The sequence below is a fragment of the Actinophytocola gossypii genome (genome assembly GCF_025165815.1).
In the GTDB taxonomy this organism is placed as follows: Bacteria; Actinomycetota; Actinomycetes; order Mycobacteriales; family Pseudonocardiaceae; genus Actinophytocola; species Actinophytocola gossypii.
Genome location: NZ_JAFFZE010000024.1, coordinates 153,351 through 171,678 on the forward strand (window position 1 = coordinate 153,351; position 18,328 = coordinate 171,678).

The following is an 18,328-nucleotide window of genomic DNA, read 5'->3' on the forward strand; positions in this document are numbered from 1 at the left end:
ATCCCTGTCGCACAATGACCTCTGGTGACCACCTGAGCGACAGGAGTAACCATGTCGGGGAAACGAATCACACGAATGCTCACGATCGCGGCACTCGCCGTGATCCCGATGACCCTGGTGACGACCGGTAGCGCGTCGGCCCACGGCTACACCAACAGCCCGGCCAGCCGCGCCTACCACTGCAACCAGGGCAGCGCGCAGGACTGCGGCGCGATCCAGTGGGAGCCGCACAGCGTCGAGGGCCCGAAGGGCTTCCCGGAGGCCGGCCCGGCCGACGGCTCGATCTGCGCCGGCGGGAACACCCGGTTCGCCGAGCTGGACGACCCGCGCGGCGGCGCCTGGCCGGCGACCGACGTCAGCGGCGGCCAGGACTTCACCTTCCGCTGGCACCTCACCGCACGGCACGTCACGACGTCGTTCCGCTACTTCGTCACCCGGGACGGGTGGGACCCCGGCCAGCCGCTGACCAGGGCCGCGCTCGAGCCGGAGCCGTTCCTGTACGTCGACGGCCAGAACCAGCAGCCGCCGGCGGACGTCTCGCACAGCGGCACCCTGCCGAACAAGTCCGGCCGGCACCTGATCCTGTCCGTCTGGGACATCGCCGACACCGGCAACGCCTTCTACCAGTGCGCCGACGTGGAGTTCTGACCTCTGCCGAAGGTGACCTCCGAGACACGTCCGGAGGTCACCTTCATGGTCGGAACTCGTCCGTGGCCTCGATCAGCGCCTCCAGCACGCCCGGGTCGGCGACCGAGTGCCCGGCCTGGGGCAGTACGCGCAGCTCCGACCCCGGCCACGCCCGGTGCAGCTCCCACGCCGTCACCGGCGGGCACACCGCGTCGTACCGCCCCTGCACGATCCGCCCCGGGATCCCGGCCAGCTTTCCCGCGTCCCGCAGCAGCTGGTCCTCCGCCAGCCACCCGTGGTGGGTGAAGTAGTGCAACGCGATCCGCGCGAACGCCACCGCGAACGCCGGATCCGCGTAGATCGCCGACGCCGCCCGGTTCGGCACCAGCGACACCGCCGCCCCCTCCCACAGGCTCCACGCGGCCGCCGCCCGCGCCGACACCACCGCCGACCGATCGCCCAGCTGCCGGTGGTACGCGGCGAGCGGATCCTCCCCGTCCGGCACCAGCGCGCTGAACTCCGCCCACGCCTCCGGGAACAGGTGCCCCGCCCCGCCCCGGTACATCCAGTCCAGCTCCGCGGCCCGCAGCAGGAACACCCCGCGCAGCACGATCTCGGTCACCCGTTCGGGGTGCGTCTGCGCGTACGCCATCGCCAGCGTCGCGCCCCACGAACCGCCGAACAGCTGCCACCGCTCGATCCCCAGCAGCTCCCGCAGCCGCTCCAGGTCCGACACCAGGTGCCAGGTCGTGTTGGCCACCAGCGCCTCGTCCCCGGCGACCACCACCGACGGGGTACTGCGCCCGGACCCGCGCTGGTCGACCAGCACGATCCGGTACGCGGCCGGGTCGAACATCCGCCGGTGCAGCGGCGCCGTGCCCCCGCCGGGGCCGCCGTGCAGGAACACCACCGGCTTCCCGGCCGGGTTGCCGGACACCTCCCAGTACACCCGGTGCCCGTCACCGACGTCGAGCATGCCCTGGTCGTGCGGTTCGACCGGCGGATACAGGTTGCGCACGCCGAGCATTCTCTACGCTGGAGCCATGGCGACCACGCAGTTCGGCAAGGAAACCTCGAACCGGGGCGAGTTCGTCCGGCAGACCAACCGGTTCACCGACCGGATCACCGCGGACGGCTCGTCCGGCTGGCGCGCCGAACCCGGCCGCTACCGGCTCGTGGTGAGCCTGGCCTGCCCGTGGGCGCACCGCTCGATCATCGTCCGGCGGCTGCTCGGGCTCACCGACGCGATCTCGCTCGCCGTGGTCGACCCGATCCGCGACGAGAAGGGCTGGCGCTTCACCCTCGACGAGGGCGGCCGCGACCCGGTACTCGGCATCGAGTACCTGTCCGAGGCGTACCTGCGCACCGACCAGGACTTCTCCGGGCGCTACACCGTGCCGTCGATCGTGGACGTCGAGTCCGGCAAAGTCGTCACCAACGACTACCCGAGGATCACCCTCGACCTGTCCACCGAGTGGCGCGAGTTCCACGCCCCCGGCGCACCCGACCTGTACCCCGAGCACCTGCGCGCCGAGATCGACGCGGTCAGCGAACCGATCTTCCGCAACGTCAACAACGGCGTGTACCGCTGCGGGTTCGCCGGCTCCCAGGAGGCCTACGAGGAGGCCTACGACGCGCTGTTCGCCGAGCTCGACCGGCTCTCCGAGCGGCTGGCGCACCAGCGCTACCTGGTCGGCGACACGATCACCGAGGCCGACATCCGGCTGTTCACCACGCTGGTCCGGTTCGACGCCGTCTACCACGGCCACTTCAAGTGCAACCGGAACAAGCTGACCGAGCTGCCGGTGCTGTGGGCCTACGCACGCGACCTGTTCCAAACCCCGGGCTTCGGCGAGACGGTGGACTTCGACCACATCAAGCGGCACTACTACGCCACCCACGACGCCATCAACCCGACGCTGATCGTGCCGAAGGGCCCGGACCTGTCCGGCTGGCACGAACCCCACGGTCGCGCGTAACTGACCTTCGCCTGAACGGCTGTTGACCGGTTCGTCCCGCGCTGGTGTGGTCGGTGCGGGACCACTGGGAGGTGCGCGGTGACGCTGATCAGGATGCCGGACAAGCAGGCGTACGCGGAGGCCTACGCGCGACCCTTCGCCGAGGGCGAGGTGACCGTCGACGCCTCCCCGGAGGCGGTGTACGGGCTGGTGAGCGATCCGGTCGCGATGGCCGCGTTCGCCGAGGAGTTCTACCGGGCGCGCTGGCTGCGCGGCGCCACCGAGGCCGGCGTCGGCAACCGGTTCCTCGGCAGCAACCGCAACGGGTGGCACCGCTGGGTCACGTACGCGACGGTGACCGCCGCGGAGCCGGGCCGCCTGTTCGCCTACCGGGTGCGGTTCGTCGTGCCGATCTCCCGGTGGGAGTACGAGATCACGCCGGAGGGCGCCGGCTGCCGGCTGGCCGTGCGGAACTGGCTGCGCGCCCCGCGCTGGTTCGTCCCGATCGCGATCCTCATCACCGGCGAGCCGGACCGCGCCGGGACCAACACCACCAACATCGCCACCACCCTGGCCCGGCTGAAGGCCCACATCGAGGGCCGCTAGAACGAGCCGTAGCGCACCTCGCCGGCGCGGCGGTACACGGACGCGACCGCCCCGGCCGGCGTCGTGCGGGACTCGACGAGAGCGAGGTTCCCCGGCACGGTGCCGTCGCCGAAGAGGCGCTTGCCGGTGCCGAGCACCAGCGGGAACACCATCAGCCGGTACTCGTCGACCAGGTCGTGGCGGATCAGGGTCTGGGCGAACTCGGCGCTGCCCACCACGTGCAGCTCGCCGCCCGGCTCCGCGCGCAGCTTCGCCACCGCGGCCGGCACGTCGTCGCCGAGCAGGTGCGAGTTCTGCCAGTCGACGCTGGACAGGGTGCGGGAGGCCACGTACTTCGGCATCTCGTTCAGCACCTTGGCCATCGCCGCTTCCGGGCTGTCGTCCCCGACGGTCGGCCAGTACCCGGCGAAGATCTCGTACGTGCGACGGCCCAGCAGCATCCCGGTGGAGGTCGCGTACCACGCGCCGACGATCTCGCCCGCGGCCTCGTCGAAGTGCGGGGCCTGCCAGCCGCCGTGGGGGAAGCCGTCGGACTGGTCCTCGTCCGGGCCGCCGGGCGCCTGCATGACGCCATCGAGGGTGAGGAAGGTACTGACGACGATCGTGCTCATGGTGTCCTCCGAGGAGTTCGTTTCGGTTCTCGCTGACGCGTCGAACCGACCGCGTACCGATCGACACCCCCGGAGAAAAAAATCGGCGGCCGCCAGGAGGCGACCGCCGACGTGCTCGACAGCTCGGTGCGAAATCAGTGGAAGACGTGCTCCGGCGCGGGGAACTGCCGCCCGCGGACCTCCGCCGCGAACTGCTCCACCGCACCCGACATGACCCCGGCGAGGTCGGCGTACCGCTTGACGAACCGCGGCCCCTTGCCCCGCCGCAGGCCCATCATGTCCTGCCACACCAGCACCTGCGCGTCGCAGTCCGGGCCGGCGCCGATGCCGATGGTCGGGATCGCCAGCTCGTGGGTGACCCGCTTGGCCGCCTCGGCCGGCACCATCTCCATCACCACCGAGAACGCCCCGGCCTCCTGCAGCGCGAGCGCGTCCTCGACCAGCTCGTCACCGGCGTCGCCGCGGCCCTGCACCCGGTACCCGCCGAGGTTGTGCTCGCTCTGCGGCGTGAACCCGATGTGGCCCATCACCGGGACACCCGCCTGGGTGATCGCCTGGACGTGTGGCGCGAACGCCCGCCCGCCCTCGAGCTTGACCGCGTGCGCCCGGCCCTCCTTCATCATCCGCACGGACGTGGCCAGCGCCTGCTCCGGCGAGAGCTGGTAGGACCCGAACGGCAGGTCCGCGACCACGAGTGACCGCTTCACCGACCGGGTGACGGCTCGCACCAGCGGCACCAGCTCGTCGACCGTGACCGGCAGGGACGACTCGTAGCCGTAGACGTTGTTCGACGCGGAGTCGCCGACCAGCAGGACCGGGATCCCGGCCTCGTCGAACAGCTCGGCGGTGTACATGTCGTACGCGGTGAGCATGGGCCACGGCTCGCCGCGTTCCTTGAGCTCCCGCAGGTGGTGGATGCGGACCCGCTTGGCCGGCTTGGCCTTGTCCGACCCGGCCCCGGTCCCGTACGGCGCGGCGAGCTCGCCGCCGCCAGGGGTTGCTGACGTCATCGTCGACCGTCCTTCCCTCGAGGCCCGCGTGCGCGGGTCCCCGGGTGTTCCTGGATGGCTTACCACCCCAGCGTCGCACCAACCGCGCCGGCCGACATCGAGCTGCGATGAGCTTCACACGCCGCCGCGAGCCGCGGTCAAGTGCCTGAACGACTCGCTTGGGACGTCGAGCGTCCCGAAAGGGTCGTTCAGGGCATCACGTCCCCTCGCGCCAGGCATTGGTGATGGGCAGGCGGCGGTCGCGACCGAACGCGCGGAAGGTGATCTTGGTGCCCGGCGGGTACTGGCGGCGCTTGTACTCGGCGCGGTCGACCATCCGCAGCACCCGGTCGACCAACTCCGGCGCGAACCCGGCCGCGAGCAGGTCGTCGTAGCCCCGGTCGCCCTCCACGTAGTCGTCCAGCACCCGGTCGAGCACCGCGTAGTCGGGCAGCGAGTCGGTGTCCACCTGCCCCGGCCGCAGCTCCGCCGACGGCGGCTTGTCGATCGAGTTCGCCGGGATCGGCTCGTCATCCTGCCGGTTGCGCCACCGCGCCAGCTCCCAGACCAGCGTCTTCGGCACGTCCTTGAGCGGAGCGAAACCACCGACCGCGTCGCCGTAGATCGTGGAGTAGCCGACCGCCAGCTCGGTCTTGTTGCCGGTGGCCAGCACCAGGTGCCCGTGCTGGTTGGACAGCCCCATCAGGGTCACGCCCCGGCACCTGGCCTGCACGTTCTCCTCGGCCAGCCCGGTGAGCCCGAGCTGCCCGGTGAACACCGCCACCATGTCGGCGATCGGCTGGACCTGGTAGTGCAGCCCGGTCCGCTCGGCCAGCGCGTGCGCGTCCGAGCGGGAGTGGTCCGACGAGTACACCGACGGCATCGACACCCCGTGCACGTTCTCGGCACCCACCGCGTCCACGGCCAGCGCCGCGCACACCGCCGAGTCGATCCCGCCGGACAGGCCGAGCACGACCGTCCGGAAGCCGTTCTTGGCGGTGTAGTCCCGCAGCCCGAGCACCAGCGCGGCCCACACCTCGGCCAGCTCGTCCAACGGCTCGGCGACCGGCGGGGGAGGGGCGGGTTCGTAGGCCGGCAGCGGCTCCTGGTGCAGGACCCGCCGGGTGAGCTGGAACCCGTCGACCTCACCGGCCGTGGTAGCGGCACCCCCTGGCAGGTCGAGGTCGAGCACGGTCAGATGCTCGACGAACCTCGGCGCCCTGGCCAGCAGCGTCCCGTCCGCGGCGACGACCATCGAGTCCCCGTCGAACACCAGGTCGTCCTGCCCGCCGACCATGTTCACGTAGACCAGGGGAGCGCCGGCCTCCTCGGCCCGGCGGCGCACCAGCGGCAGCCGCAGGTCGTCCTTGTCCTGCTCGTACGGCGAGGAGTTGGGCACCACGACCAGGTCGACCCCGGCCGCGCCGAGCGCGGAGACCGGGCCGCCCTCCTGCCAGATGTCCTCGCAGACCACCATGCCGACCTCGAGCCCGTGGACGCGCAGCACGTCCAGGCTCTGCCCCGGCCAGAAGTACCGGCGCTCGTCGAACACGCCGTAGTTGGGCAGGTGGTGCTTGAACTGCGTCGCGACGACCGCCCCGCCGTGCAGCACGGCGACGGCGTTGCGCGGGCCGACCCCGTCCCGGTCGAGGTAGCCGACCACGGCGGCGACGTCCCCGCACCCGGCCTCGGTGAGCCTGGCCGCCAGGGCGTCCAGCGCCCGGGTCGAGCCGGCGGCGAAGGACTCCCGCAGCGCGAGGTCCTCCACCGGGTACCCGGTGAGCACCATCTCGGGGAAGACGACGACGTGCGCGCCGGCCTCGTGCGCCTCCCGGGTCCGCTCCAGGACCACGCGGGCGTTCCCGTCCAGGTCACCCACCGTCGCGTTGACCTGCGCCATGGCAATGCGTAGCTGCGGCATGGCGCCATCCTCACACGTTTTCGCTCCCGAGGCGAAAAAGGGTCAGGTCGCGGCCCGGCGCGAGCCGCCCTTCACCTTCTTGATCATCGCCCGGACCCGTTGCAGCGCCTGCTCCGCGTCGGTTTCGAACGGGTTGTCGTGGACCATGTACGTCCACGTCGCCGACGGCCGCCGCAGCCCGACCCGCTCCAGCGCGGCACCCTCCTCGGTGACCTCCACCTTCTTGAGGGTCTCCGCCGCGCGCTCGCCGATCTCGTCCGGGATCTGCTTGAACACCGGGATCGCCGTGCGGTGGAACTCGTCGATCGGGGTCTCCTTGGCCAGCGCCCGCAGGTGGATCGTCTCCCGCACGTCCGCCAGGAACGCCAGGTGCTCGGTCCACCGCTCGTCGAGGTGGTACAGCATGATCTGCCGCGCGGCCAGCTGGAGCGTCTCCTCGGAGTGCTCCTCGGTCAGCTCCTCCCACCGCTCCGGGCACAGCGCGGCCAGCTCGGTCACCGCCAGGTCCGTGGTCAGCAGCTCGTCGCGGTGCTCCAGCAACACCTTGCGCTGGTGCTCGATCAGCCGGGTGTACCGCCAGGTGTTCCGGTGGATCTCCAGCTGCACCCCCTCGGACACCTTCTGCGCGTGGTCGACGAACCGCTGCGTCGTGGGGTCCTCGAGCCTGCCGTCGTCGTCGGGCTCGGCGCCCGCGGTCGCGTCCGGCGCGTACTGCACCACCTGGTCGTCGGCGAGTGAGGCGAACATCACCGAACCGCCGGGATCGCCCTGCCGGCCGGCGCGGCCCCGCAGCTGGTCGTCCAGCCGCGACGACTGGTACCGGCCGGTGCCGATGACCAGCAGCCCGCCCAACTCGGCGACCTTGTCGTGATCGGCGCCGTCCCGGCCGCCCAGCCGGATGTCGGTGCCCCGGCCGGCCATCTGCGTGGACACCGTCACCGCGTCGTACGCGCCCGCCTCGGCCACGATCGCGGCCTCCTCGGCGTCGTTCTTCGCGTTCAGCACCACGCACGTCACGTCCGCGTCGGCGAGCATCTTGGCCAGCCGCTCGGACTCGGCGACGTCCCGGGTGCCGATCAGGATCGGGCGCCCGGTCTCGTGGACCGAGGCGATCTCGGCGACGATCGCCTCCTCCTTGGCCTCCACCGTGTCGTACAGCCGGTCCGGCTCGTCCTCGCGCACGCACGGGGTGTTCGGCGGGATCACCGCCACCCGCAGCTGGTAGAACTCGCGCAGCTGCTCGGCCACCGCCACCGCGGTACCGGTCATCCCACACACCGTCGGGTACCGGCCGATCAGGCCCTGCACGCTGATCGAGTCCAGCACCTCGCCGCTCTCGGTCGGCCGCAGCCGCTCCTTCGCCTCGACCGCCGCCTGCAGCCCGTCCGGCCACCGCTGCCGCAGCGCGATCCGGCCGCGGGAGCTGTTGATCAGGTGCACCTTGCCGTCACGCACGATGTAGTCGACGTCCCGCTCCAGCAGCGCGTGCGCGTGCAGCGCGGCGTTCACCGCGGCCAGCCGGTCGCTGTGCTCGCCGGAGTACAGGTCGACGTCGCCGAGCGCGCGCTCCACGACCTTCGCGCCCCGGCCGGTCAGCCAGGCGTTCCGGCCGTCCTCGTCGCGCTGGTAGTGCGCGCCGGGCCGCAGCGTCCGGACGATCTTCGCGACCTCCGGGTCGGTCTCCGCCTCCGCCGACGAGCCGGCCAGCACCAGCGGCACCTTCGCCTCGTCGATCAGCACCGAGTCGGCCTCGTCGACCAGCACCACGCCCGGCTCGCGGCCCACCATCTCGGCGACGTCGGTGGCGAGCCGGTCGCGCAGCAGGTCGAAGCCGATCTCGCTGACCGAGCCGTACGTGACGTCCTTGGCGTAGGCCTCCCGCCGCTCCTCCGGCGTGGAGGTCTGCGACACCCAGCCGACCGACACGCCGAGCAGCGCGTACACCGGGCCCATCCACTCCGCGTCGCGCCGGGCCAGGTAGTCGTTGACCGACATCACGTGCACCGGCTTGCCCTGGATGGCGTACCCGGCCGCGGCCAACGCGCCGGCGAGCGTCTTGCCCTCACCGGTGGCCATCTGCACGATGTTGCCGGCCAGCAGCTGCATCACGCCGAGCAGCTGCACGTCGTAGGGCCGCTCGTCGAGCGCCCGCCGCGCCGCCTCCCGGCCGACGCCGCACAGCTCGGCCATCGTCTTCTCGTCGAAGTCCCGCTCGCGGAGCTTCGTCGCGGTCTCGGTCAGCTCCTCGTCGGACAGCTTCTCGAGCTTCGCCTCGCGCCAGTCGATGCTTTTCAGCAGCTCCTGGTACCGGGAGAGGTCGACGGTGGCCGGACGATCCAGGAGCCGGCCGAACCGGTCCTTGACGCGTCGCATGAACGCCGCCACCCGACGCTCACCTCCTTGCTCGCTCGGTCACTGCCCCTGCACGGTAACGGTGAACCGCGCCGTGTGGTTCCTGGCCAACCAACACAGCCTATTCACTCCGCTTTGGCAGGATCGGGCGTGTGACCCGAACCCTGACCCGATCCCGGCGCCGTGCGGCCCCCGTCCTCGCCATGATCCTCGCCCTGGTGGCGGCCGGCTGCACGTCGTCGGTCGACGGGGCGTCCGGGCCCGAGCTGCCATTCGAGGAGAGCGCGGGCCCGGCCGGCGAGGTGCCCGACGGGCTGGACGAGTTCTACGGCCAGGCGCTGACCTGGGAGAAGTGCGTCGACTACGCCTCCAGCGACCTGGACGCCCAGCCGCTGGCCGATCCCGCCGTGCAGTGCACCCACCTGACCGTGCCGCTCGACTACACGGACCCGGGCGGCGAGACCATCCGGATCGGCGTGCTGCGCAGGCCCGCGTCGAACCCGGCCGAGCGGATCGGCTCGCTGCTGATCAACCCCGGCGGACCGGGCGTCGCCGGCCTGTCCACCGCGGCGGCCCTCGGCGCGGAGAACGACGACCTGGCCGCCCGGTTCGACTTCGTCGGCTTCGACCCGCGCGGCGTCGGCTCCAGCGAGCCCACCATCGAGTGCCTGACCGGCGACGAGCGCGACGCGGACCGGGCCGACGACGTCGAGATCGACGCGACCGGGGCCGGCGTGACCGAGACCGAGCAGGAGAACCGCGACTACGCGACCAAGTGCGTCGAGCGGACCGAGTTCGGCGAGGAGATGCTCGCCAACCTCGGCACCCGCGACGTCGTCAAGGACATGGACGTGCTCCGCTCCGCCCTGGGCGACGAGAAGCTCACCTACCTCGGCTTCTCCTACGGCACCCGGATCGGCAGCACCTACGCCGAGACGTTCCCGGAGAACGTGCGCGCCATGGTCCTCGACGGCGCGGTCGACCCGACCAAGAGCCCCGAGGACGAGGTCGTCGCCCAGGGCAAGGGCTTCCAGGAGGCGTTCGACGACTTCGTCGCCTGGTGCGTCGACCAGGGCGAGTGCCCGTTCGACTCCGCGGCGACCGCGACCACCGCGTTCCAGGACCTGACCCGGCCGCTCGCCGACAACCCGATCGAGCTGCCGGACGGCCGCCCGCTCTCCTACGAGGACGCGACCACCGGCGTGATCCAGGCGCTGTACTCCCAGCAGCTGTGGGAGCACCTCAAGACCGGCCTCACCGAGCTCTCCCAGGGGCAGGGCAGCACGCTCATGTCGCTGGCCGACCTGTACCTCGAACGCGGCCGCGACGGCGAGTACTCCACCACCCAGGACGCCTTCGTCGCGATCCGCTGCGTCGACGACCCCCGGATCACCGAGCCGGCACAGGTGCGGTTCCTCGGCCAGCGGTACCTGGACGCCGCGCCGTTCCTCGACCACGGCAACCCGCCCAGCCCCGCCAGGGACAGCTGCGCGTTCTGGCCCGTGCCCAACACCGGCGAACCCCACCTGCCCGACGTCGAGGGCATCCCACCGGTACTGGTGATCTCCACCACAGGCGACCCGGCCACCCCCTACCAGGCCGGCGTCGCCCTGGCCGACGCGCTCGGCGGCGCGCTGCTCACCTACGAGGCCACCCAGCACACCGTGTTCCTGCAGGGCAACCCGTGCGTCGACGACGCTGGCACCGCGTACCTGGTCGACGGCACCGTGCCCGGGGAAGGAACCCGCTGCCAGCCGTGACCGCTACCCGGCACCGAGGTCCAGGCCGGCCAGCCGCTCCGGGTCCCAGAGCACGTCGATGGCGACGATCCGCCCGTTCACCACGGTGAAGGCCATCACCGACCACACCTGGTCCTCGGTCGCCACCACGACCCCGGCGCCGCCGTTGACCAGCGCGGGCCGCACGGCCGACGCCCAGCGGGTGCCGGTGACCGTGTGCTCCAGCACGTTCCGCGTCCCGCGCACCGCGAACGTCGGCCGCCCGCGCGCGCCCCCGCCGTCGGCCCGCAGCACGACCTCCGGGTCCAGCACGGACACCAGCGCGTCCAGATCGCCGTCGCGGGCGGCGGCGAAGAACGCGTCCACCACCTTGCGCTGGCTCGCCAGGTCCTGGTCGGGCGCCGGGGCCGCGTCCCGCACCCTGCGCCGCGCCCGGCTGGCCAGCTGCCTGGTCGCGGTGGCACTCCGGTCGAGCATCGGAGCGATCTCGTCGAACGGCACCGCGAACATGTCGTGCAGCACGAACGCCAGCCGCTCGGGCGGTGCCAGTGTGTCGAGCACCACCAGCATGGCCAGCCCGACCGAGTCGGCCAGCAGTGCCTCCTGCTCGGGGTCGGGCACGTCCGCTCGACTGACCAGCGGGTCGGGCAGGTGCACCTCCAGCGGTTCCTCCCGCCGCGTCTCCCGGGAGCGCAGCATGTTCAGGCAGACCCGGGACACCACCGTGGTCAGCCAGGCGGCCAGGTTGTCCACCTCGGCCACGTCGGTGCGGTCGTACCGCAGCCACGTCTCCTGCACCGCGTCGTCGGCCTCGCTGAGCGAGCCCAGCATCCGGTACGCGACCGCGCGCAGCCGGCCGCGGTGCTCGTCGAACCGCTCGATCACTCCGGTGTTCGGTGCCATGTTCCGCGCCATCCGTCCCGTCCCGTCACGAACAGCGCCAGCACGGCACCCGCGACGCACACGAAGGCGGTGATGAAGAAGATCTCCGTGTACTGGGTCAGCAGCGCGTCGTTCACCGCCGCACGATAGGCGGCGAGCTCGGCCTCCGCCTGCTCCGGCGGCTTGCCGAACGGCAGCGGCGTGTCCAGCTCGGCGGTCAGCGAGTGGAACCGGTGCAGCCCCCAGGCCGCGAGCGCCGCGACACCGACCAGCATCCCGGTCATCCGCGCCACCACCACTCCCGCGGCGGCCACCCCGTGCTGCGACTCCGGCACCACCCGCAGCGCCGCGGCCGACAGCGGCGCGATGACCAGCCCCAGCCCGAGCCCGGTCACCGCGAGGTCGGTGTCCAGCCGGGGCAGCGACACGAACCCGAGGTCGTGCCTGGCCGCCAGCACCTCCACCGGCCAGCCCGAGATCAGCAGGAAGCCCACCGCCGCGACCAGCATCCCGGCCACCGCCGGCCACCGGTCGCCGAACCGGGCCGCCAGCCACCCGCCCACCAGCGCGCCCACCGGCAACGCCACCAGGAACCGGACCAGCAGCAGCACGCTGCCGGTGTCGTCCCGACCGAGCAGGGTCTGGGCGAACAGGTCGACGTTCACCAACGTCACCATCAGCGCCGCACCCGCCGCGAGACTCGCCCCCAGCGCGGCCAGGAACGGCACGAGCGACACCCCGCGCGGGTCGATCAGCTTCGTCCGCGCCCGCTTCTCCCAGACCACGAAGCACACCAGCGCCACCGCGGCCACGACCAGCAGCGGCACCCCCCACGGCGGCAGCACCCGGTCCCTCGGTTCCGGGTTGTACAGCCCGACCACGGCCGTGCCGAGCACCACGGTCAACAACGCGGCGCCCACGACGTCCACCGCCGGCCGGGCCGCGTGCGCGGGTGGCGGCCCGGCCGCGTTGCCGGCGTCGTCCACCGCCTGCCGGGGCCCGTGCCCGTCCGTACGCGCCGCCGCCACGGTGTCGTTCGTCGCCGCACCAGCGTTGCCGGCTTCGTCTGCCGGTCGGATCGCGTGCGGGGACGGCGTGGCCGCACCGGAGTCGCCCGCCGCCCGCGCGGCCACCCGCGCCGCTCCCCGCGCGGCCGCCCGCGCCGACGGCACCGTGAAGTACACCGCCACCATCGCGAACACAGCCAGCGGCACGTTCACCCAGAACACCCCGCGCCACCCGGCCACCGCGGCGATCGCGATCCCGTACAGCGGTCCGAGCACCGACCCCAGCTCCTGCGCCGCCCCGACCGCGCCCAGCACCGTCGACCGCCGCCGCTCCGCCCACAGGTCAGCCACCAGCGCCATCGTCACCGGCAGCAGCGCGCCGCTCGCCACGCCCTGCACCACCCGGCCGACGACCAGCACGACCAGGTTCCCGGCGAGCGCGGTGACCGCCGAACCGACCAGGAACCCGGCCAGGCACACCTGCAGCATCGCCTTGCGCCCGAACCGGTCCGACGCCTGCCCGAGCAGCGGCATCGCGGCCACGTACCCCAGCAGGTACCCGGTCACGATCGGGGTCACCCGTTCGAGCCGGTTCACCGGGATCTGCAGGTCGTCGATGATCTGCCGGAGCACGCTGACCACCACGTAGGTGTCCAGCGCGCCGAGCAGCACCGCGAGCCCGCCCGCCCCGATCGCGATCGCCCGCCCGCGCCCGGCCGGCGCGTCGGTCAGTGGCGCGGTCATCAGCTCGGCGGCGTGATGTCGACCTGCTTGCCCACGTCGGAGAGGGTGACGTCGACGGTCGGGTCGCCGTCGGCCGGCACCGCCACGCTGGCCTTCACCGGCTGGTGGCCCTCGTCCCGCCGCAGCCAGAACGTCACGTCCACGTCCGAGTCGAGCCCGGGCACCAGCGTCGAGATGACGTCCCGCGCGACCGTGCCCTTCACCCGGTAGGTGGCCACCCCGTCGAGGTCCTCGGCGCCCTCGGTGACCGGCTCCCGCACGTTGGACAGCACGTTCGCCACCCCGCGCTCCGGGTCGAGGATGGCCGCCGGGTCGTACAGGTTGGCCACCATCGCCGCCGGCAGCTCCTGGAAGTCGCCGGTCGGGCCCTTGATCCAGGCCGTGTCGCCGACCAGCACGAACTCGCCCTCGAACAGGCTGCCCATCAGCGTCATCGACACCGTGCCGCGCGCCGCGCCGCCGTCACCGCCCTCGCGGGTCAGGTCCCCGTCGGCGCTGCGCACGTCCAGCCCCGGCACCTCGCCGTTCACCGTCAGCGTGAAGTGCGCCGACCGGATCTCCGCCGTCGACGCCGCCGCGTCCGCCAACAGTTCGGCCCCGTCCGGCAGGTCACCGGCGGGCTCGTCGGACGAACAGGCGGTGGCTGCCACGGCCGCGCACGCGAGCACGGCGAGCAGGATCCGGCGCTTCATGCCGGAATCGTAGAACCGCGATCCTGAGAGTCGTGGCGAGTCCGCTCAACCGGCCCGGAACGTCTTCCGGTACGCCAGCGGCGACACCCCGTGCGCCGCCCGCATGTGCTGCCGCAGCGACGCCCCGGTACCCAGCCCGGCCCGCTCGGCGACCACGTCCACCGCGAGGTCGGTCGACTCCAGCAGGTGCATCGCGTGCCGCACCCGCTGCTGGCCCAGCCACACGCCGGGGGACAGGCCCGTCTCCGCCCGGAACCGCCGGGAGAACGTGCGCACGCTCATCCGCGCGTGCCCCGCCAGCGTGGCCAGGTCGAGCGGCCGGTCGAGGTGGCGCAGCGCCCACGCCCTGGTCGGCGCCGTGCCGTCGGTGCCGCCGTCCGGCACGTGCCGGTCGATGAACTGGGACTGGCCACCCTCCCGCCACGGCGGCACCACGCAGTACCGCGCCACCCGGTTCGCCACCTCGGCGCCGTGGTCGCGCCGCAGCACGTGCAGGCACAGGTCCACCCCCGCGCCGAGTCCCGCCGAGGTCAGTACCTCTCCGTCGTCGACGAACAACACGTTCTCGTCGAGCAACACGTTCGGGTACAGCGTGCGGAACGTGTCCGCGTGCGCCCAGTGGGTCGTCGCCGGCCGCCCGTCCAGCAGCCCCGCCGCGCCGAGCACGAACGCGCCGGTGCAGATCGACATCACCCTGGCGTGCGCGGGCACCGTGGCCAGCGCGTCCGCCACCGGCGCCGGCAGCTCCCCGGTGCGCCGGGGCCCGTGCAGCTGCGAGCCGGGGACGATCACGGTGTCCGCCTCGGCCAGGATCTCCGCCCCGAAGTCCGGCACGATCGAGTAGCCGGCGAGCACCCGGACGGGTGACGTGTCGAGTCCGCACACCCGCACCCGGTACAGCGGCTCACCGTCCTCGCCGGTCGCCTGGCCGAGGATCTGCGGCGGGATGGCCAGGTCGTAGCCGATCACGGTGTCCAGCGCGAGCACGGCGACCTCATGCATGGCCGGATTCTTTCAGATATTGGCGATCAGGCCACTCGTCGCCACGCGGGAGATCCTCGACGCTGGTCCGCGTGATTCGGATCTCGCGAGTGCACCGGGCCTGGTGGGTCGCCGGTGCGGCGTTCGTCACACTGATCGGCGCGGCCGGCTTCCGCGCGGTGCCGAGCGTGCTGATCGACCCGCTGCACGAGGAGTTCGGCTGGCCGAGGGCCACGATCTCGGCCGCGGTGTCGATCAACCTGGTGCTGTTCGGCCTGATCAGCCCGTTCGCCGCGGCACTGATGGACCGGCTCGGCATGCGCCGCGTGGTCGCCGGCGCGCTGGTCCTGGTCGCCGCCGGCAGCGGGCTGACCGTCTTCATGACCGCGAGCTGGCAGCTGCTGCTGTGCTGGGGCGTGCTGGTCGGCACCGGCACCGGCGCGATGTCGATGGCCTTCGTGGCGACCGTCACAAGCCGCTGGTTCGTGCGGCACCGCGGCCTGGTCAGCGGCGTCCTCACCGCCGCGGGCGCCACCGGCCAGCTGGTGTTCCTCCCACTCGTCGCCGCCCTCGCCACCGACCACGGCTGGCGCGTCCCGGCACTGGTCGTCGCGGCCTGCGCGCTCGCGGTCGTCCCGCTGGTACTGCGGCTCCTGCGCGACCCGGCCGACTTCGGCACCACGGCCTACGGCGCCCCGCCCGGCCACGCGACCGCGCCGGCCCCGGTCGTCGGCAGCAGCGCCGCCCGGGCACTGCGCGCGCTCCGCGGCGCCGCCCGGACCAGGACGTTCTGGCTGCTCGCCGGCGGCTTCGCGATCTGCGGCGCGTCCACCAACGGTCTGGTCGGCACCCACTTCGTCTCGGCGGCGCACGACCACGGCATGCCGCACACCACGGCCGCGTCCCTGCTCGCGCTCGTCGGCCTGTTCGACATCGCCGGCACGATCCTGTCCGGCTGGCTGACCGACCGGGTCGACCCGCGCCTGCTGCTCGGCGCCTACTACACGCTGCGCGGCCTGTCGCTGCTGGTCCTGCCGTCGCTGTTCGCACCGGACACCGAGCCGAGCATGTGGGTGTTCATCGTCTTCTACGGCCTGGACTGGATCGCCACCGTGCCGCCGACCGTCGCGCTGTGCCGCGACCGGTTCGGCGACGCGGGCCCGGTCGTGTTCGGCTGGGTGTTCGCCTCCCACCAGGTCGGCGCCGCACTCGCCGCGCTCGGCGCCGGCCTGGTCCGTGACCTGCGTGGGAACTACGACCTGGCCTGGTTCGCCGCCGGCGGACTGTGCGTGCTCGCCGCGGCACTGTCGCTCGCGATTCGCCCGATCCGGCACACCGAACCCGTTGCCGACCTGGCGGAAACACGCCGTTAACACGATCTACCTAGGCTGCCGGACATGGATCGTCAGCAGGAGTTCGTGCTCCGCACCCTCGAGGAGCGGGACATCCGCTTCGTCCGCCTCTGGTTCACCGACGTGCTGGGCTTCCTCAAGTCCGTCGCGGTCGCGCCGGCGGAGCTGGAGGGAGCGTTCGCCGAGGGCATCGGCTTCGACGGCTCCGCCATCGAGGGGTTCGCCCGGGTCACCGAGTCCGACATGGTCGCGCGCCCCGACCCGGCGACGTTCCAGGTCCTGCCCTGGGAGACCCCGGACGGCCACCACTACTCCGCGCGCATGTTCTGCGACATCGCCATGCCAGACGGCTCCCCGTCCTGGGCCGACCCCCGGCACGTGCTGCGCCGCACGCTGGCCAAGGCGAGCGAGGCGGGCTTCACCTGCTACGTGCACCCGGAGATCGAGTTCTTCCTGCTCAGCGAGCTGTACGAGGACGGCCGCGAGCCGGTGCCGGCGGACAACGGCGGGTACTTCGACCAGGCCAGCCACGCCACCGCGACGCACTTCCGCCGGCACGCCATCGAGACCCTCGAGGCGATGGGCATCTCGGTCGAGTTCAGCCACCACGAGGGCGCGCCCGGGCAGCAGGAGATCGACCTGCGCTACGCCGACGCGCTGACCATGGCGGACAACGTCATGACGTTCCGGTACGTGGTCAAGGAGGTCGCGATCACCGAGGGCGTGCGGGCCTCGTTCATGCCCAAACCCTTCTCCGACCAGCCCGGATCGGGCATGCATACGCACGTGAGCCTGTTCGAGGGCGACCGCAACGCGTTCTACGACAGCGAGGACCCCTACGAGCTCTCCGCGACCGGCAAGGCGTTCGTCGCCGGCCTGCTGCGGCACGCGCGCGAGATCTCGGCGGTGACCAACCAGTGGGTCAACTCGTACAAACGCCTGATCTCGGGAGGGGAGGCCCCGTCAGCGGTGTGCTGGGGTCACGCGAACCGGTCCGCGCTGGTCCGCGTGCCGATGTACTCACCTGGAAAGGCGTCCTCCCGTCGGGTGGAGATCCGGAGCCTGGACTCGGCCTGTAACCCCTACCTGGCCTACGCGGTGATCTTGGCAGCCGGCCTGAAGGGCGTGCAGGAGGGGTACGAGCTGCCGCCGGCGGCCGAGGACGACGTGTGGTCGCTGACCGACGCCGAGCGCCGCGCGGCCGGGTACAAGCTGCTGCCGCAGAACCTCGGGGAGGCGCTCGCGGAGCTGGAGAACTCGGAGCTGCTGGCCGAGACGCTCGGCGAGCACGTCTACGACTTCTTCCACCGGAACAAGCGCAACGAGTGGGACGCCTACCGGCGCTCGGTGACCCCCTACGAGCTCCGCACGCTCCTCCCGCTGCTCTGACGTTCGCGCGAAAACCGCCTCTGACCAGCCGATTTGACTTTGCCCGTCCGGACTCGCTAACTTTTCTCTCGTCGCACAGCGCGGCGAACGGGCCAGGAAGTAACGAGCCAGACCCGGTCGACGCGGACCGCAAGCCAGTGATACGCTTCAGTGGCTGGCAGCGAGCTGGGCCGAGCGAGTTGACATCGCGGAGCGGACCAGATAGAGTGTTGCGGCGCAGGGATCCGGTTCTCCTCCCAAGCGAGACCCCTTCGAGGTCTCCCAAGTAGGGAGTGCTACGGTTCCCAACACAGCAGGAAACCAACTAGCGTCTCTCGATTGATTCGCTTAAACGCGGGTCATGAAAGATGTGCGTGTGTTGTTTGAGAACTCAACAGTGTGCCGATGAATGCTAGTGAGCTTGTGCCTGGCCTTTTGGACAGGTTTTTGCTGGGATTTCTCTGATAAAGCATTATTGGAGAGTTTGATCCTGGCTCAG

At 71.9% G+C, this 18,328-nt stretch carries 15 protein-coding genes; 6 read left to right on the forward strand and 9 right to left on the reverse strand.

Annotated features, from left to right (window positions below; all coding sequences use genetic code 11):
• Nucleotides 1–75 precede the first annotated feature (75 nt).
• Entirely contained in the window at nucleotides 76–648 is a 573-nt protein-coding gene (locus tag JT362_RS30250; RefSeq protein WP_260195240.1) for a lytic polysaccharide monooxygenase auxiliary activity family 9 protein, read from the forward strand.
• A gap of 43 nt (nucleotides 649–691) precedes the next feature.
• Here JT362_RS30250 and pip read toward each other — a convergent pair whose 3' ends face one another.
• Complete coding sequence (pip, locus tag JT362_RS30255) at nucleotides 692–1,645, reverse strand: prolyl aminopeptidase (protein WP_260195241.1); 954 nt, start codon at nucleotides 1,643–1,645, stop codon at nucleotides 692–694.
• A gap of 25 nt (nucleotides 1,646–1,670) precedes the next feature.
• Here pip and JT362_RS30260 point away from each other — a divergent pair, with 25 nt between their 5' ends.
• Together JT362_RS30260 and JT362_RS30265 are read left to right on the forward strand one after the other, a co-directional pair.
• Complete coding sequence (locus tag JT362_RS30260) at nucleotides 1,671–2,606, forward strand: glutathione S-transferase family protein (RefSeq protein ID WP_260195242.1); 936 nt, start codon at nucleotides 1,671–1,673, stop codon at nucleotides 2,604–2,606.
• Between the two features lie 78 nt (nucleotides 2,607–2,684).
• Entirely contained in the window at nucleotides 2,685–3,191 is a 507-nt protein-coding gene (locus JT362_RS30265; RefSeq protein WP_260195243.1) for an SRPBCC family protein, read from the forward strand.
• On the opposite strand, the gene JT362_RS30270 is transcribed toward JT362_RS30265, so the two are convergent.
• The 4 genes from JT362_RS30270 to secA2 form a co-directional block, all read right to left on the reverse strand.
• Entirely contained in the window at nucleotides 3,188–3,802 is a 615-nt protein-coding gene (locus JT362_RS30270) for a dihydrofolate reductase family protein (protein ID WP_260195244.1), read from the reverse strand. The two genes, JT362_RS30265 and JT362_RS30270, sit on opposite strands and share 4 nt — an antisense overlap.
• Before the next feature lie 134 nt (nucleotides 3,803–3,936).
• Nucleotides 3,937–4,812, reverse strand: a complete 876-nt coding sequence (panB, locus tag JT362_RS30275) for a 3-methyl-2-oxobutanoate hydroxymethyltransferase (protein ID WP_260195245.1) — start codon at nucleotides 4,810–4,812, stop codon at nucleotides 3,937–3,939.
• Between the two features lie 196 nt (nucleotides 4,813–5,008).
• Nucleotides 5,009–6,712: an NAD+ synthase gene (locus tag JT362_RS30280; protein ID WP_260195246.1), complete on the reverse strand. Its 1,704-nt coding sequence runs from the start codon at nucleotides 6,710–6,712 to the stop codon at nucleotides 5,009–5,011.
• A 42-nt stretch (nucleotides 6,713–6,754) separates the two neighbouring features.
• Entirely contained in the window at nucleotides 6,755–9,085 is a 2,331-nt protein-coding gene (secA2, locus tag JT362_RS30285; RefSeq protein WP_260195247.1) for an accessory Sec system translocase SecA2, read from the reverse strand.
• A gap of 182 nt (nucleotides 9,086–9,267) precedes the next feature.
• Between secA2 and JT362_RS30290 the strand changes: the two genes are divergently transcribed.
• A complete protein-coding gene (locus JT362_RS30290; protein WP_260195270.1) occupies nucleotides 9,268–10,824 on the forward strand; it encodes an alpha/beta hydrolase in 1,557 nt (518 codons plus the stop codon).
• Nucleotides 10,825–10,827: 3 nt separating this feature from the next.
• Here JT362_RS30290 and sigJ read toward each other — a convergent pair whose 3' ends face one another.
• Genes sigJ through JT362_RS30310 form a run of 4 tightly spaced genes read right to left on the reverse strand, consistent with a single transcriptional unit; the run spans nucleotide 10,828 to nucleotide 15,130 of the window.
• Nucleotides 10,828–11,706, reverse strand: a complete 879-nt coding sequence (gene sigJ, locus JT362_RS30295; protein ID WP_260195248.1) for an RNA polymerase sigma factor SigJ — start codon at nucleotides 11,704–11,706, stop codon at nucleotides 10,828–10,830.
• Nucleotides 11,685–13,436 carry an MFS transporter gene (locus tag JT362_RS30300; RefSeq protein ID WP_260195249.1) on the reverse strand — a complete coding sequence of 584 codons (1,752 nt, stop codon included), beginning with the start codon at nucleotides 13,434–13,436 and terminating at the stop codon, nucleotides 11,685–11,687. Before JT362_RS30300 ends, sigJ begins: the two co-directional genes overlap by 22 nt.
• On the reverse strand, nucleotides 13,436–14,128 hold the full coding sequence (locus JT362_RS30305) for an LppX_LprAFG lipoprotein (protein ID WP_260195250.1): 693 nt from the start codon (nucleotides 14,126–14,128) through the stop codon (nucleotides 13,436–13,438). Before JT362_RS30305 ends, JT362_RS30300 begins: the two co-directional genes overlap by 1 nt.
• 45 nt (nucleotides 14,129–14,173) lie before the next feature.
• Complete coding sequence (locus tag JT362_RS30310; RefSeq protein WP_260195251.1) at nucleotides 14,174–15,130, reverse strand: GlxA family transcriptional regulator; 957 nt, start codon at nucleotides 15,128–15,130, stop codon at nucleotides 14,174–14,176.
• Nucleotides 15,131–15,201: 71 nt separating this feature from the next.
• On the opposite strand from JT362_RS30310, the gene JT362_RS30315 reads away from it, so the two are divergent.
• Both JT362_RS30315 and glnA read left to right on the forward strand, forming a co-directional pair.
• Complete coding sequence (locus tag JT362_RS30315; RefSeq protein ID WP_260195252.1) at nucleotides 15,202–16,482, forward strand: MFS transporter; 1,281 nt, start codon at nucleotides 15,202–15,204, stop codon at nucleotides 16,480–16,482.
• Between the two features lie 24 nt (nucleotides 16,483–16,506).
• Nucleotides 16,507–17,850 (forward strand): type I glutamate--ammonia ligase, encoded by a 1,344-nt coding sequence (glnA, locus tag JT362_RS30320; RefSeq protein WP_260195253.1) that lies wholly within the window; start codon nucleotides 16,507–16,509, stop codon nucleotides 17,848–17,850.
• The last annotated feature ends 478 nt before the right edge of the window (nucleotides 17,851–18,328 follow it).